This window comes from Arcticibacter sp., assembly GCF_045629565.1.
In the GTDB taxonomy this organism is placed as follows: Bacteria; Bacteroidota; Bacteroidia; order Sphingobacteriales; family Sphingobacteriaceae; genus Arcticibacter.
This window is the reverse complement of sequence record NZ_JAZQRL010000066.1, coordinates 1-14,519: the sequence shown is the minus strand read 5'-3', so window position 1 is coordinate 14,519 and position 14,519 is coordinate 1. Positions and strand designations below refer to the sequence as shown.

Below are 14,519 nucleotides of genomic sequence, written 5' to 3'. Positions count from 1 at the left end.
TTTGACTAAGCCGATTTTAACGGATGCATTGATCATAGAAATTGCCAATGCGCTTCAGCGACAAACTGAAAGCACAAATGTGCTATTGAGACCACGTCCTTAAGGACTGATCGAATCGGCCAAAAGACTGTTGATCGTACTGGTGTTTCTGGACACCTGATAGCTCACAATGGAGTCCACGGATTATAACTCCGTTTACTGCCTGCCCTCGAGCAGCAAAAAGCCTGCAAATTTCACTTTGCAGGCTTTCTCCTTTTTTGGTTTCACTCTTATTACAATTGCTATTTACTCATAAGAAACAGCCTCTATCCGGTAACTGTCATAATAGGAAAGAGGCAGGCTCAAGTCCGGATCATAAATCCCCATCATCAGCACTGACACCGTTTTAAACCGAAAATAGTCCGCGTTAAAATAATAGGTGCTCACCAGCTGCTTGTCCGATGACCTGCGGATCTCGAATACTATGCTGTAAGTTCCCGTTTTTGTGGGATAGGCCTTAAAATCCGTAAATTTCTGATAACCGAGTCCGCTGGCCTCATTACTGCTCATGCCCTGGATATTGATATCCACTTTCGGACCCGAGGGCGAAAGGTTGACAAAACGTATATTCACGATGCTGTCCGCAGAAGGAACAGGCTTTGCAGCATCACGCACCACATAGGCCGGAAAGTTGGTCTCTCGATGGAAAAGCGTGTCCACATGCGATCCGATGCCGGACAGATAAAGCGAGTATACCTCATCCCTGCCCAGTACCGCGCTCTGATCGTACCACAGCTTTGTGGTATCCGACAACGAGGCCACCTGCAGTACCATGGGCTGACCCACAGGAACCCTGAACAGCCGGTTCAGGCTCCCAGAACCGCCCAGGCCATCATAGTCCGCAATAGTGTTCCAATAGACTTTTTTGAGCGACACATTCGCCTTGGCATATCCTCCAGACACCACCGCGTTCACCACATTCACCCTGGCAACGCCAGAATCCCCGAGCTCTCCCTGCATCAGCCCATCCTTCCGGCACGAGCTGCACAGCAGCAAACCAGAAAGCAAAAAACAGAATCCGGCTTTTATTTTAGTTCTTTTCATATTCATCATCTTTTAATACTGTCCATTCTCCCACACCTTATCTTGGATTCTGTGCAATACCCGTCAGGTCGACCACTTCGCGGGTCGGGATCAAAAACGTGTACCGAAGGTCATTCGGCTGAAGCGGCGTATACGGGATATTGTTCATATCCCTTTGCAGGGTCACCGCAAACTCCGGATCTTTGTTCAGCCTGCGCAGGTCTGTCCACCGCAGGGTGCGAAAAACAAGTTCTTTCCTTCTCTCGGCCAGGATCTGCACCAGCGCATCATGTGCACTGCCTGCTGTACGGCTGACATAGGGCGGTTCCATCCGTTTGGAAAGCAGGATATTCAGGTCCTGCATCGCAAGCACGGTATTTCCGGCACGCGCCTGGCATTCCGCCCGGATCAGGTACATTTCATCGGTCGCAAGCCCCATAAAGTATGCCGCATAGAGCTGCCCGTAATAGGCGCCGTCATAATTGCCCCGAAAACCGACCTGCCCGGTAGGCTGTCCCATCCAGTCGGTCACTTCAAAGAAAAATACCGATCTGCGGCGGTCCTTGGCACCGTAAGAGCTGTACAGTGCCGGATGGATCTGTGTCTTTTCGATCTCCATGCTGCTGTAGGAGGTCACCGACTGGAAGATCACCTCGGCATTGAATCGGGCAAACGACGCTCCCGAAGGATCGCTGCCCACCGTGGTCGCCGTAGGGGAAAAACTCGTCGCATTGTAGTCGATCAGTGTCCCCTGGAGCTTCAGGCATTCATCAGCCATCTTGCCAGCCTCCGCATAGTCCTCCATCGACAGGTAGCTACGCGCCAGTGCACCGTAAGCGGCTGCTTTTGAAGGACGGGACTTCACCTGAACCTCTACAGGAAGCAGAGAAACTGCTTCCAATAGATCCGCCGTGATCCGCTCATATACCTGCTGGACCGTGCCCCGGCTCGATACTTCCGTCGGATCCGGGCGCAGCCTAAGCGGAATCCCCGGATCAGTGCCCGCTGTTGCCGCCGTATACGGCTTACAGAACAGCTGAGCCAGGTGGTAAAAAGCAAAAGCACGGAAAAACAGCGCCGAGCCCCGCACAGCCCTATATCCAGAATCTTCCAGGGACAGTTTCTCCAGTGTGCTGAGCACCAGGTTGGCATTGTAAACCACCTGGTAGCCCGTCAGCCACTGCGCAACATGCTCCCCTTGGGGATGCCAACTGTAGTTCCGCTTGTTCTCCGGTGAATTGTTCACATCCGCCAGACCGTCATACACCGCGTCTGTGAAATAATAGTTGTCCGAGGCCGCCTCACCATGGTCGGCATAGCTCGCATTCATCCGCGTATAGTCGTCCAGAAGCGCCTGGCAGTCCGCAAGCGTCTTCGGGACAACCTGGCTCAGGTCAGGACGCTGGTCCAGAAAATCCTTCTTGCAGCCTGTCTGAAGCAACAGCAATACTGTAAGTGTCATCAGTAATCGTATATGTTTCATCTTTTTATTTTCTTTAACTGTCATTAAATATCCCAGATCCCCTAAAAACTGGCATTAAAACCCAATGTAATGCTCCGCGGGGCAGGCGGGGTCAGCAGCGACTCCGGATCGATCCCGAACCTGTTCGCACGCCACAGGATCCCCAGGTTGTTCACGTTGCAGTACACCTGAAGGCTCCGCAAGACCTTGCCCGATGCAGGGATCCGGTAGTCCAAACGGATGTCCTCTAACCGGATATGGTCCCCAGAGATCACACGGGCCGAAGAAGATCCGTAAAAAGCATTCTTAAAAAAATCATTATCCCCGGGCCGAATGGAAGGGACTACCTCCGCACGCTTTTCGTCGCCAGGCTGCTGCCAGCGATTTCCGTATTCAGGGAACTGAACAACAGGATTGTCAAATAAATTACCTAAATTATATCCGCGGCTCAGTTTATATTTAAATTTGTACAAAATATTGGCAGAAAGCGAGAACGATTTCCACTGCACGGTGTTCCGAAAGGCCCCATAGTACAGCGGGATGATCGAACCGTGGTTCTCCAGGTCCTTGAACTTCGAGACGTAGATCGCGATATAGTTCTTGGTCAGGTTGCCACCGCTGTCATAGCCCAGCGGATCACCAGTCTCGTGCTCCAGTCCCGCAAAACGGAACGTGTACAGGCTGAACGGATCATTCCCCTCTCGGTAGATATTGTTCAAAATACCACCATCACTAAAACGGGGAACATAATAACTTGCACTTTCTGAAGCGGGCAACAGGTACTTGGTCACCACATTGCGCGTATAGCTCAGCAGCAGGTTGCTGCCCCAACGGAAATCACGCCCCTGCAGGTTCACCGACTGCAGGTTCAGCTCAAAGCCGTTGGTCTTCAGGTTCGCAGAATTCTTCATCATCTGTGCATAGCCCGTGCTGTTGTCCATCGGTGCCGGAGCGATCAGGTTCAACGATCGTTTCTGGTACCATTCCACTGTCCCCGAGAGCCGGTTTCCCTGCAGCGAAAAGTCAGCCCCCAGGTTGAACATCCCCATCCGCTCAGGCGACAGCCGCGGATTCGGAGCCGTCCCCACACTGGCATAAGTAAGCCCCGTAATGGCGTTCGGAGAAGGGCTGTAGCCCATCGTCGGATAGGCCGAGACCGTATTGTTGATATTGCCCATATAACCGTAGGTAGCCCGCAGTTTAAGCGTCTGCAGCAGACCCGGACTAAAAAAAGATTCGTTGTGGATATTCCAAGCTCCGCCCAGAGACCAGTTCGGCTTGATTCGGTCGCTCGCTGCGATCCCGTAGATATTTGCCGCATCGTTACGACCGCTCACCGTCAGCGTATACCGACGGTCGTAGCTATACGAAGCATTCAGGAATACCGAGGTCTTCCGGTCAACATAGGAGGTCTGCAGAGATATCGGAAGCGGAATGGTATAGCTGCCCCCCTGACCGTTCAGCAGCGGAAGCTGTACCCCGTAGGGCGTCGGGTAAAAGGTCATTGGGTCCGAATTGTAGCCGTATAGGGTATTAACATAGGGGCTGCCACTGATCTTCGCCTCGCTCCGTTCAAAGCCAACAAGTGCACTCAGCTCGTGCACTTTATTAAAGGTACGATCAAAGTTCAGCTGGCTCCGCAACGTGTTCGAGGTACGCGGCAGGGACAACTGCCGGATAGCATCCCCCACAGGAACTGGAAAATGGGCCGGCTGCGTCAGGTCAGTTGTGCTGTAGGTCGCAAAGGAATTGATAAAGTCCCGCATGTAGTACGAGTCCCGGCCTGAAAACTGGGTGATCCCGTCCGTGCTCCTGCCGTACTGGTAGTTCAGGCTTGCCTGTAAGAAGGAAAGCAGCTTATAGTTCAGCCCGAAATTCATCAGCACATCCTGCGTGTTGCTCTCCCCGTAGTTGGTGTTGATGTCCCGAAGCGGATAGTAGCTCCAGTCCAGCAGACGTCCGTTGCCTGCACTATGCCGGTAGTCCGATTTTGTGAAACCGCTGAAGGGTAAATTATAGATATTCATGAGCTCCAGCGGATTGCCCTGGTCGTCCGCCAGGCGCAGATACGGCTCTCCAGAAAGTGCGCCGAACACCCGATTGTATCCAAGTGTTCCCGGACTATGGTAGAGGTTCTGAGTATAGCGGATATCGGCACTCAACTCCAAGTTCTTCACCGGGGTAAAGCCCATGCTGCTGCGCAGGTTCTTGCGCCGGTAGTACACATTCACCTCCCCGTCCGTATTGTGGTCGTAGCCCCCCGACAAAAAATAACTGAACTGGCGCCCGCCGCCCGAAAGACTCGTCGAATACTGCTGCAGCACCGCCCTGCGGTACAGGTACTTCGAGATGTCCTTCCGACGGTCGTAGCCCCGGTACACATCGATCTGCGCATCGATTGTGGCACGGCCGACCTCATCGTCCGGCGGAAGCGCACGCTGCTGGGCAAGCAGCGCAACGACAGGGCTCACAATGCCATAAATGGGGTTGTTGATACTGTAATCATAGATACCTCTGCCAAAATTAAACTTTTCCAGATCGATATAGTCCGAGCTGCTCATCGCAGGCCCATAGAACAGGTCCGGACGCTCACGTACCGTCACATTGCCGCCCACCGAGACCCGAAGCGGCTGCTCAAGCTTCCCCTTTTTGGTCGTGATCACGATCACTCCGTTGCTCGAACGGCTCCCCCAGATCGAGGCAGCCGCCGCATCCTTCAGTACCGTCACGCTCTCCACATCGTTCGGATTGAGCTGGTTGATGTCGCCCTCATAAGGAAAATTGTCCAGGATCACCAGCGGAAGCCTTCCCGGCGTGCCCGCATCAAAGGGGGTAGACATGCCCAGCGTGCTCAGACCGCGGATCTGAAGCTGGGATAAGGAATTCACTTTCCGACTTCCTATAACTGTATTGCCCGAAGGCGCGGTATAGCTCGGTACATTGTCCACCGGACCGAATATGGTACTCACTGTCAGACCCTTTAAGCGGGTAATTACATCGGGACCTACATTGCGGTTGAACAGCTCATGGTCCACATGCTCAAAGGACCCCGTGGCACGCTCCTTCGGCAGACGGTAATAGCCCGTGCTCAGCACGCTCGCCTCATCCAGCGTGTTCTCCGATATCCGCATAATGATCTCCAGATAGCCTTTGATCCGCGAAACCTTCACCGTACGAGTATCGTAGCCCATATAGCTGATCCGAAGGGTCGCATCCTCAGGGACGCCCTCAAGCGTGAACATACCGTCCAGATCCGTAGTCACGCCCATCTGACCGTTCACAATGCTCACCGTGGCGCTCTGCAATGGTTTCCGGTTCTCGTCTAGGACCTTCCCCTGGATCCGGCGCTGTTGCTGGTCATTATTTACTGATCTCGACTGGATCACCACTGTTTTATCGCCGATCTCATAGGAAAAAGGCTGGCCCCGGAACAGGCTTGCTAATACCTCCGACAGTTCCCGGTCCCGAGCCTCGATGCTCACCTTTTTTTGAGTCGCGTTCAGCTCCGATCCGTACAAAAAATCATAGCTCGTCTGCTGTTTCAGCAGAGCCAGGGCCTTTGCCAGCGAGATATTCTTTTCAGAAAGGCTCACTTTCTGACCGTAGCTCCCCGCACTGGCATGCAGGCAGCCCATGAGCACTAAAAATGTCGTAATCTTCATAACAAGCTTACTTTGGACCGGCAGCCGGAGCCGCCATGCCCGTTGTATAAAATAAAAATAATCCATACTTTTGGGTTAGTTGGGTTTAATAGGTAAATTTCATTGGATTGCTTTTGTTGACCCGGCGATATGGCCATGTGTATGCGCGAACATACCGTGGCTTTTTTGCCTAAAGACGTTTAGTCCGACCGAAAAATGTGTGTTTGCTTCATAATTGTTATATATTAATAATTGTCAGTAAAGCTAGGTTCCTTTTAAAGGGATAATCCCTAATGCTGAACTTAATTTTTTAGGACTTATAGTATTTAACAAGCGACAGAACCGCTGTTGCGTTATAATTTTCCACCAAATCTGGATAGATTTGAACTATGAGGAGCAAATAGCAACAAATATGATTGGTCGTGCGTTTCGTAACCGTACTGACATTGAGCAACAAGTTGACAAATTGATGCTGATCCAACAGGTCAAAGACGCTTAGCTGCAAGCTGAATGCTTTTCTTTTGGTTAGAAACAGCTCAATAACTGCATTTATCAAAACAGGGTTACGAATCGGAATTCGATAGGCCATATTGATGCGATAAGCACAGTCCGTATTCAGGATCAGATTAGAAAGAATATTCCAACGGCATTGCTGCTCCATTCCAGAGTCGAAATCCGACTGTTCAGTTTCTTGATTCAACCAAAAGCTCGTATTCGTTAGATGGTAATTCGTATTCACAGTACCACGGAACTTTTCCTTATTAAGAGCAATACTGAGATTCTGGCTCAGGTAGACGATATTATTGACTCCTGCTCTACCTCCAAAATACATTAGGGCGTGATTTTTACGGAGCTGTGTAGATGATCGGAATTGATACTGTTTTGCAATCGGAATAGTTATGTCAGAGCCTCCTGCCAAAATATAGGAACCATTTGCATTTAGAAAATGTATTTACTGTCACAAGCTTCATGAAGTATCCGATAGCAACAACACATTACTCATCACTTGATCTTGCAACCGACTTCCATAAAAAGAAAAAGTGTAAGTCTGTCCATTTCCTGGTATGAGATGCGTTATATTGAAGCTGAATTGATGGTTTTGCTTGGTTTCAGATCGCGATTTCCGCAATCTGCAGCAGATTGCGGAAATCGCGGAATGGGCTCAATTGTTCAATTGAAGGTGGTGTAATACCGCTACTATAATTAAATTGCAGGGTGTTTTTTTAAGAAGGGCAGTATCTGAAACTTGCGATAAGCAATACCCTTCTCCTGCCTAATCTTTTCATTACGCATCCAGCTAGTGAGGCTCCATACATACGCAATATCCAAACTTTTTTTTTTGCTGCTCTGCTATGGTCATTTACAAGGTTTGGGATATTTAACATGGACACTCAACATAGAATCACTACGATCTGCAGTTAGCATTCGTGCGTTAACAGAGTCTTTCTATTGATCGCCGCTAGACTGATGGTAAAAACGAATATGATCCTGAAATGGCATCCTGTTCATGATTACGCTGTAGCATTACACTGAAATCCGCAGTCAGGTTTTGCCTCTACTTCTGCATATTACGACTCTAGGATAAAGCTAGGTTACCTGTTTTGCTTTTGGAATCAACATAAGTTGTTTAATCCAAATCTTGTTTGATAACTCCCGTCTGTTTAGAAAACAGGTGTGATCCTAAGCTACCATGCCCCGTCTGTCCAGAAAGTTGGAGATTCCAAAAATCTTTTTTCCCTCAACTGTAAATTCAATTGTATTTGCTGATTCTAATTTTCACTGGTATTGCTGTTCTGCTGTTGGTTACACAAGGTACCTCTACCAGTAGACATTTCGATTTAACTATCTGATTATCATTTTTTTTAAAATATTAAAACCATAGTTACCATACACATTCAAGTGCTCCCCTGACAAACGGTAATTAGTCCCGATACCCAAATGCTGTTGTCGCCCTCTTCTGTCCGCGTATTTTGATGATTCGCAAAGGCACTGATCTGATGCTGGTCCAACAACAAATTAGACTGTGCCCGTACAGTCCATAAATTCTGCGTAATAGTAGAAACCGCCAATGGACCAAAAATACCCGTACTCTGTCCATCTTTGATCACCAAATTGAGCATTTTCTGTGGTTTACAGACTTTTATTCCTGTAAAATTGGACTAATCGCCATAATCATCAATAATTTGGAGCTTAGCAATTGTCATCCGGATCGGACTGTGCACTTTGATATTTACTTCCGTCAAGAGTTGACTTTTTGATTGAAGGATAATCGCTGGCAATCCATATACTTTATGACTTCTCCTATCCTCGAGCTCTTGTTTGTAGGTCTGAAAACCCAAGCTACTCACTATAAGCTCCACCTGTCCTTTTGGTACGGATCCAAAACTAAAGTTTTCATTTTTATCTGTACCGCTATTTAAACTATCCTTACTGGTATATAGATGGACAGAAGCACCAGATATCCCATTTTGCAGAGAATCTAAAAACAGCCCCGAATTTCCATATTTTGAGCGAAAAGTATCGGAGTAAAAGAAAGCAGCAAAAGGCGATTAAAAACAAAATTCTCATTATAGATAACTATCCAAGTATCATAGACCAACTGTAAAGAAATTGATCAGTTGTAGCGTCCTAGAATAGGTTGACATATAAATTTAACGATAATTAGAGGCTGTCTCAAAAGGATAGCCTCTTTTTTGTTTTTGAGATTTTTCGTAATTTCGAATTATGGGACGCACACCAGTATTTAAGCCTTACGATTCCGATCAGCTGCAGTTACTTCCGCCGAGCCTGGAAGAACTGATAGCAGAAAATCACCCTGTACGTATCGTTAAAAAGATTATTGACCAGATCGACATTCGCCCGATCAATCGAAAGTATAAAGGAGGAGGAGCCTCAAGCTACCATCCCCGGATGCTGCTCAAAGTGCTGGTTTATGGTTACCTGACCAACACGTATTCAAGCCGGAAGCTTGAAGAACAGGTTCGCCAAAACATCCACTTCATGTGGCTGTGCGGGATGAAAACACCTGACCACAATACGATCAACCGTTTTCGTAGTGAAAAGCTTTCCGATATCCTCAAGCAGATCTTCTCGCAGATTGTACTTTTACTGGCCGCAGAAGGGATGGTCTGGTTGAAAGAAGCGTTGTTTACAGACGGCACTAAGATTGAATCGGCTGCAAACCGATATACCTTTGTATGGGGCAAATCCATTAAAACCAGTAAAGAACGGATTAAATCGCAGCTGGATGATTTGTGGAAATATGCCCAGGGTGTGGCAGCCGAAGAGCTTAAAAATACTTCACCTTCTGACTTTGGGCAGGTGGACGCTTAACAGTTTCGTACAACAATTGCAAAGATCGACCGGGCACTGGAGGATAAACAGGTAGACAAAAAGTAAAGCAAAAGCTGAATTATGCCCGCAAGAACTGGCCTGATAATCTGGAGCGCTATGAAGACCAGGAAAAGAAAATGGGCTCGCTTAACAGTATGTCCAAGACCGATCCGGATGCGACCTTTATGCGTATGAAAGAAGACCATATGCTGAACGGCCAATTGAAACCCGGCTATAACCTGCAGATCTCCACCCAGAATCAATTCATCCTGAATTACTCGCTGCACTGCAATCCAACCGACACCTTAACGCTCCCGGCACACTTACAGCAATATGAAGACCTTTACGGATTGACACCTTCAGCGGTGGTTGCCGATGCCGGTTATGGTTCGGACGAAAATTATAGCCTGCTTGAGAGCAAACAGATCGCCGCTTACATAAAGTATGGCAGCTTTGACCAAAACCAAAAAGGAAAACAGTCCCCCTTTTCGATGCAGGGGCTTCATTATAATCAAGAAGAAGATTGCCTGTACTGTCCGATGGGGCAAAAGATGAGCCTGATCGGCTTTACCAAAAGAACCACGGCCTCGGATTTTCAGCAGGTGTCCAGTCGCTACCAGGCCCTCAACTGTCAGGGCTGCCCGTTGAGGGGACAATGCCACAAAGCGCAGGGAAACCGGATCGTGGAAGTCAAAATCACCGCTTGAAAGCGCATAAAGAGCAAGCAGATACGCTTCTAAACAGGGAGCAGGGTATCCGTTATCGCAAGAAAAGGGCCGTTGATGTGGAACCTGTATTTGCCAATATCAAAAGGAACCATGGCTTTAAACGCTTTATGCTAAAGGGGATGACAAAGGCTGAAGTCGAAATTGGATTACTGTCAATTGCCCATAACCTCAGAAAGTGGAAAGCCTAAGGCTCTCTTTAAGCTGATTTGTTCCCCACAAATTAGAAAAAACAGGAAATTACCAGATCAATCTAACATGCTTTGATAAAACAGAATGATAGCCTCAAAATTGTACTAAATGCAAAAACCGCCTCATAGTTACTTATGAGACGGCCTCTTTTTTGTTTATGTACTTGACTAGGTGTTTTATATTTTAATGTTGTATGTGGTCTTCTATTATTATATAATTTCACTGATTGCATAATCATGGTGTTTGCTTGTTTTATATTTTTAGGCCTGCTAATCAGAAACTCATTTTTCAATATACCATTTATCCTCTCAGCAAGAGCATTTTGATAACAATCATGACCATCAGTCATGGAGCAAATAATGTTGTTTTCACGATGTATTTCTTGATATTGCATTGAACAATATTGTAATCCTCTATCCGAATGATGTATCAAAGGGAGATGGCTTGTTCTTGATTTAATAGCCATTTTTAATGCTTTAGCGACACCATCAGTGCTTAAATCATGATGTAAATGAAATCCTACAATTTTTCTAGACCAAGCATCCGTTACTAAACTTAAATAGGCAGTTTTTTCCTTAGTTTGAATATAAGTGATGTCAGAAACCCATATTTCTTCTGCTCTGACAGCTTTTTTCTCTTTTAGAAGATTGGGGTACTTATGCAACCAATGTTTTGAATTGGTTGTTTTGATATAACTTCTTGCGGGCTTTATTAATAAATGTTCCGAACGTAAGAAATTGAACAGCGCATCTCTGCCTATTTTGATGTGAAGCGTATTAAATCGTTCTTTCAACATAAAGTACAGCTTACGCGTTCCTAAACGGGGAAGGTACATCCGTTCTTTCAGAATTTCCTGCTTAATTTGTTTCAACTCTAATAGCCGGGAATGGATACGGTTTAATTTTTGGTAGTAACCTTGCCGACTAATCCCAAACAGTCTACAGACTTTGGAAAGGCTTATTAATCCTTTTTCTCGAAGCCTTTCGACTGTTTGGGTAAAAACTTTTTTGGCACGATCATACCATATTCTTTTTCCATAATCTCAAGCATAGTTTTGTAAACTAGATTGCGATCCTGTTCATCTTTCAAAGCCTTTTCTAACAACTTAATACGTTGTTCTGGACTAGGATCAATATGCTTATTCATAGCGTGTTGCTTTGGTAAACTCCAATCTAAGTTACCAAGTTTTCTTAACCAAACCAAAACCGTACTTCGTCCTTGGATACCATAACGAGATTGTGCTTGCTTGTAGGTGAGTTCGCCTTTTTCGACTTGACAGACAACAGATAATTTAAAAGTTAGGCTATAATCTCGCTGACTCCGTCATAAATTGTTCTTTAGTTCTTTTTTCATAATAAGCTGAGTTTGATGTCAACTTATTTCAGGACGGGACACAGAAATAAAAAATAAGTCGATAAAAAAGCCGTAAAGCCTAAGCTCTATGGTATAAAAAGCTATTTTTCCGAAAGCAAGAAATATACTATCCTATTAAGGTTTTACATCTGAAATCACTAAGACTTCGATTTCTCGTTCGGCCTCAATCAAATCCAGCCCATGACGCTGCACCTCTTTTCGAAATCCGGCAATAGTACCATCATCCGGTAGCATATTAAACTCTACATCAAAACTTAATCCGGTTTCATTTACTGCTGGTGGGTATTTTTGTGTATAATCTAAACTCATCATCACGAGAGCAGGAACAGATCTCCCTCCTTTTCCTGTTTCAACGGTATCAGCAAGAGGTTTATCGGTGCGTATAAAAACCAAGCATTTGACTTTACGCTTTTCATAGCGGCCATTAAGACCAAATCGATGATTGAGATCCTCAACAGCTGCCTTCGCTAAATCCATTTCATTCACAAAACCCTCCTTTTCGATTTCATAACAAAATCTGTTGTTGCGATTCCAAACGGCTATATCAGTATTAGGATCAGAACGAAAACGAGATAAATCTTTAACCTCTAACACACTACGATCTGGATGAGGTATATAAGGTATTTTCGTCGGATCTTTTTGCATGTCCTCCAATGTGACAGCTGGCTTTGTGGCAAATAATAAAATTTTATAGAGGGCTGAAAGATCTTGATTAAAAAAAGCTAGTCGGCTACGGTTTAGGATCGAATCTTGTTTAAAAAATAAACCTCCTATGCCGATGTTCATATCATTGGACATTCCGGTCAAGACAGAGTAGCCATAAAAAGGTGATTCCGTAACTTCCTGAGATAAACCACTTAGCGACATCAAGGGATTCATCGGATCAAATCGATCATTTTTCAAGGGCCAGGCAACAGCTTTTCCATCCAATAAGGACTGAATATTTGTACCTGTAATGTATTCGCCTCCCGTAATCGCCACAACTTTACCCTTATTGATCCAGATCACATGGGGATTGGTTTCATATCGGAAATAAGAACGTAAAATACGATCATCTACAACCGATGCACGGCGTACGGGAATTTTGCGTTCATTCAGAAAACGATTGCTCTTAAAAAATTTAGTAATTAACTCTTCAGGCTGATAGGTCACCGACAATAATTTGATCAGATCGCCAAACACACGCTGTAAGGAGTCCAGTTTAGGCATACTTTCAATACAGGTCCCACAACTGGTATCCCAAAAATCAAACACCAATAATTTATCTTTATAATCTGAGGTACGAATGGACCGCTCGTCATTATTGATAATCTTATCAATTAAAATATCAGGTACGTTATCGCCAATCTTCAGCTCAGCAATTCCCGGAATTAATGGAGGCCGTCCATATTTATCTTTTTCCTGCGCGTGTGTGATAGCTGTTAATAACAAAAAAAAACAAAGTAATGTAGTCAATTTCATAATCGAATTGTTAATGTAATTATATTATTAGGTTCCTTGGCAGAGTTAATTCCCTAGTTATTAATCTAAAAATTTTTAAATATTCTATGGATGCTTACTGTATCTAAAATGATGGTCACGTTGGATTGATCAGGGTAAAACATCGGTGGAAGATACAGTACTGTCTATTTCTAAGATCTGCGGCGGTGCTGCGAGCTCAATTTAATCAAGCCTACAGTTATAATTTTCCGGATAAGTTCACTACGATTTTTATTGTTTGCCTTTTATCAATACTTTATATGTGATACGCAGGATTTCAACATTAAACTTAAAAACAGTATCTATAAATTTCCTAAAGAAAAGAATTTCTAAAAAATCTGAATCTACTACACTATTAAACAATAACATAAGCTATTATTTGACAACAAAATTGTCTTATATTAAACACTTTTATTAATAAAAATCCACCATTAAAACTGTCAAAAACATGCTAACACTCCCCTAGCTTTTCTAGCGAACTTGGTATTGGTTTATATCAACAGTTAAAGCCAATATGATAATTGCTATCCAATTTATATAAATAACTAAAGTTTAAGCTTTTTGATTTATAAAAGCGCTATGATTATGCCCTGGTATCGTTATAATTCCGGAAACATCTGTAATCCCAACAGCTATACTCTTGTTGGAAACTTTCCGCCGACCTGTCCAAGCCCTAAAAATTTTTTATGTGCCTTACAGGCATTTGACAACTTGGGACTGCCTATTCTAACCGCTGCATTGATCTGCGAAATAGCAAATGCAATTAATACCCGAACAGAAAGTGTCAACGTACTATTGAGACCAACCTTATTATAATAAAAGAGACAATCATAAAAAAAATTAAAACAATAAAAGGAGGATGCCGAAAATCCATAACCGAGTAGGCAAAGGGCGAAGCTGAAAACCCTGTCAATCGAGTAAGCAATTCATTTAAAGTTTACGCTTTTTGATCTATAAAAGCACCATTATTATGCCTTGGTATCAATTCACACCACCAGCACTATTTCCTCAAGATGTAAGCAATCCAAATCAGTACACCCTTGTTGGGTCTACTCCACCATCATGTCCATCACCGAAACAGCAATTATGTGCAATTCAGGCAAATGACAATTTGACTAAGCCGATTTTAACGGATGCATTGATCATAGAAATTGCCAATGCGCTTCAGCGACAAACTGAAAGCACAAATGTGCTATTGAGACCACGTCCTTAAGGACTGATCGAATCGGCCAAAAGACTGTTGATCGTACT

The 14,519-nt window shown here is 45.0% G+C and carries 7 protein-coding genes and 2 pseudogenes; 1 reads left to right on the top strand and 8 read right to left on the bottom strand.

Translation table 11 applies throughout. From position 1 onward, the window contains the following. Positions 1-285: 285 nt before the first annotated feature. The 6 genes from ACKI5J_RS08505 to ACKI5J_RS08480 all read right to left on the bottom strand — a co-directional run bounded on the left by ACKI5J_RS08505 (position 286) and on the right by ACKI5J_RS08480 (position 8,639). Complete coding sequence (locus tag ACKI5J_RS08505) at positions 286-1,083, bottom strand: hypothetical protein (RefSeq protein WP_407428483.1); 798 nt, start codon at positions 1,081-1,083, stop codon at positions 286-288. Positions 1,084-1,120: 37 nt separating this feature from the next. After that, complete coding sequence (locus ACKI5J_RS08500) at positions 1,121-2,569, bottom strand: RagB/SusD family nutrient uptake outer membrane protein (RefSeq protein WP_407428481.1); 1,449 nt, start codon at positions 2,567-2,569, stop codon at positions 1,121-1,123. 17 nt (positions 2,570-2,586) lie between these two features. Next, entirely contained in the window at positions 2,587-6,252 is a 3,666-nt protein-coding gene (locus ACKI5J_RS08495; RefSeq protein WP_407428479.1) for a SusC/RagA family TonB-linked outer membrane protein, read from the bottom strand. A 223-nt stretch (positions 6,253-6,475) separates the two neighbouring features. Further along, entirely contained in the window at positions 6,476-6,997 is a 522-nt protein-coding gene (locus ACKI5J_RS08490) for a hypothetical protein (RefSeq protein WP_407428477.1), read from the bottom strand. A 1,063-nt stretch (positions 6,998-8,060) separates the two neighbouring features. Further along, positions 8,061-8,285 (bottom strand): hypothetical protein, encoded by a 225-nt coding sequence (locus ACKI5J_RS08485; protein WP_407428475.1) that lies wholly within the window; start codon positions 8,283-8,285, stop codon positions 8,061-8,063. Between the two features lie 39 nt (positions 8,286-8,324). Further along, the gene (locus ACKI5J_RS08480) at positions 8,325-8,639 is read right to left on the bottom strand and encodes a hypothetical protein (RefSeq protein ID WP_407428485.1); all 315 of its coding nucleotides are present in this window, start codon (positions 8,637-8,639) and stop codon (positions 8,325-8,327) included. A gap of 250 nt (positions 8,640-8,889) precedes the next feature. Here ACKI5J_RS08480 and ACKI5J_RS08475 point away from each other — a divergent pair. Further along, positions 8,890-10,414 (top strand): annotated as a pseudogene (locus tag ACKI5J_RS08475) (IS1182 family transposase). 152 nt (positions 10,415-10,566) lie between these two features. Here ACKI5J_RS08475 and ACKI5J_RS08470 read toward each other — a convergent pair. Both ACKI5J_RS08470 and ACKI5J_RS08465 read right to left on the bottom strand, forming a co-directional pair. After that, positions 10,567-11,738: pseudogene (locus ACKI5J_RS08470) on the bottom strand (IS3 family transposase); the annotation flags it as partial. A gap of 165 nt (positions 11,739-11,903) precedes the next feature. Further along, on the bottom strand, positions 11,904-13,250 hold the full coding sequence (locus ACKI5J_RS08465) for a TlpA family protein disulfide reductase (protein ID WP_407428473.1): 1,347 nt from the start codon (positions 13,248-13,250) through the stop codon (positions 11,904-11,906). Positions 13,251-14,519 lie beyond the last annotated feature (1,269 nt).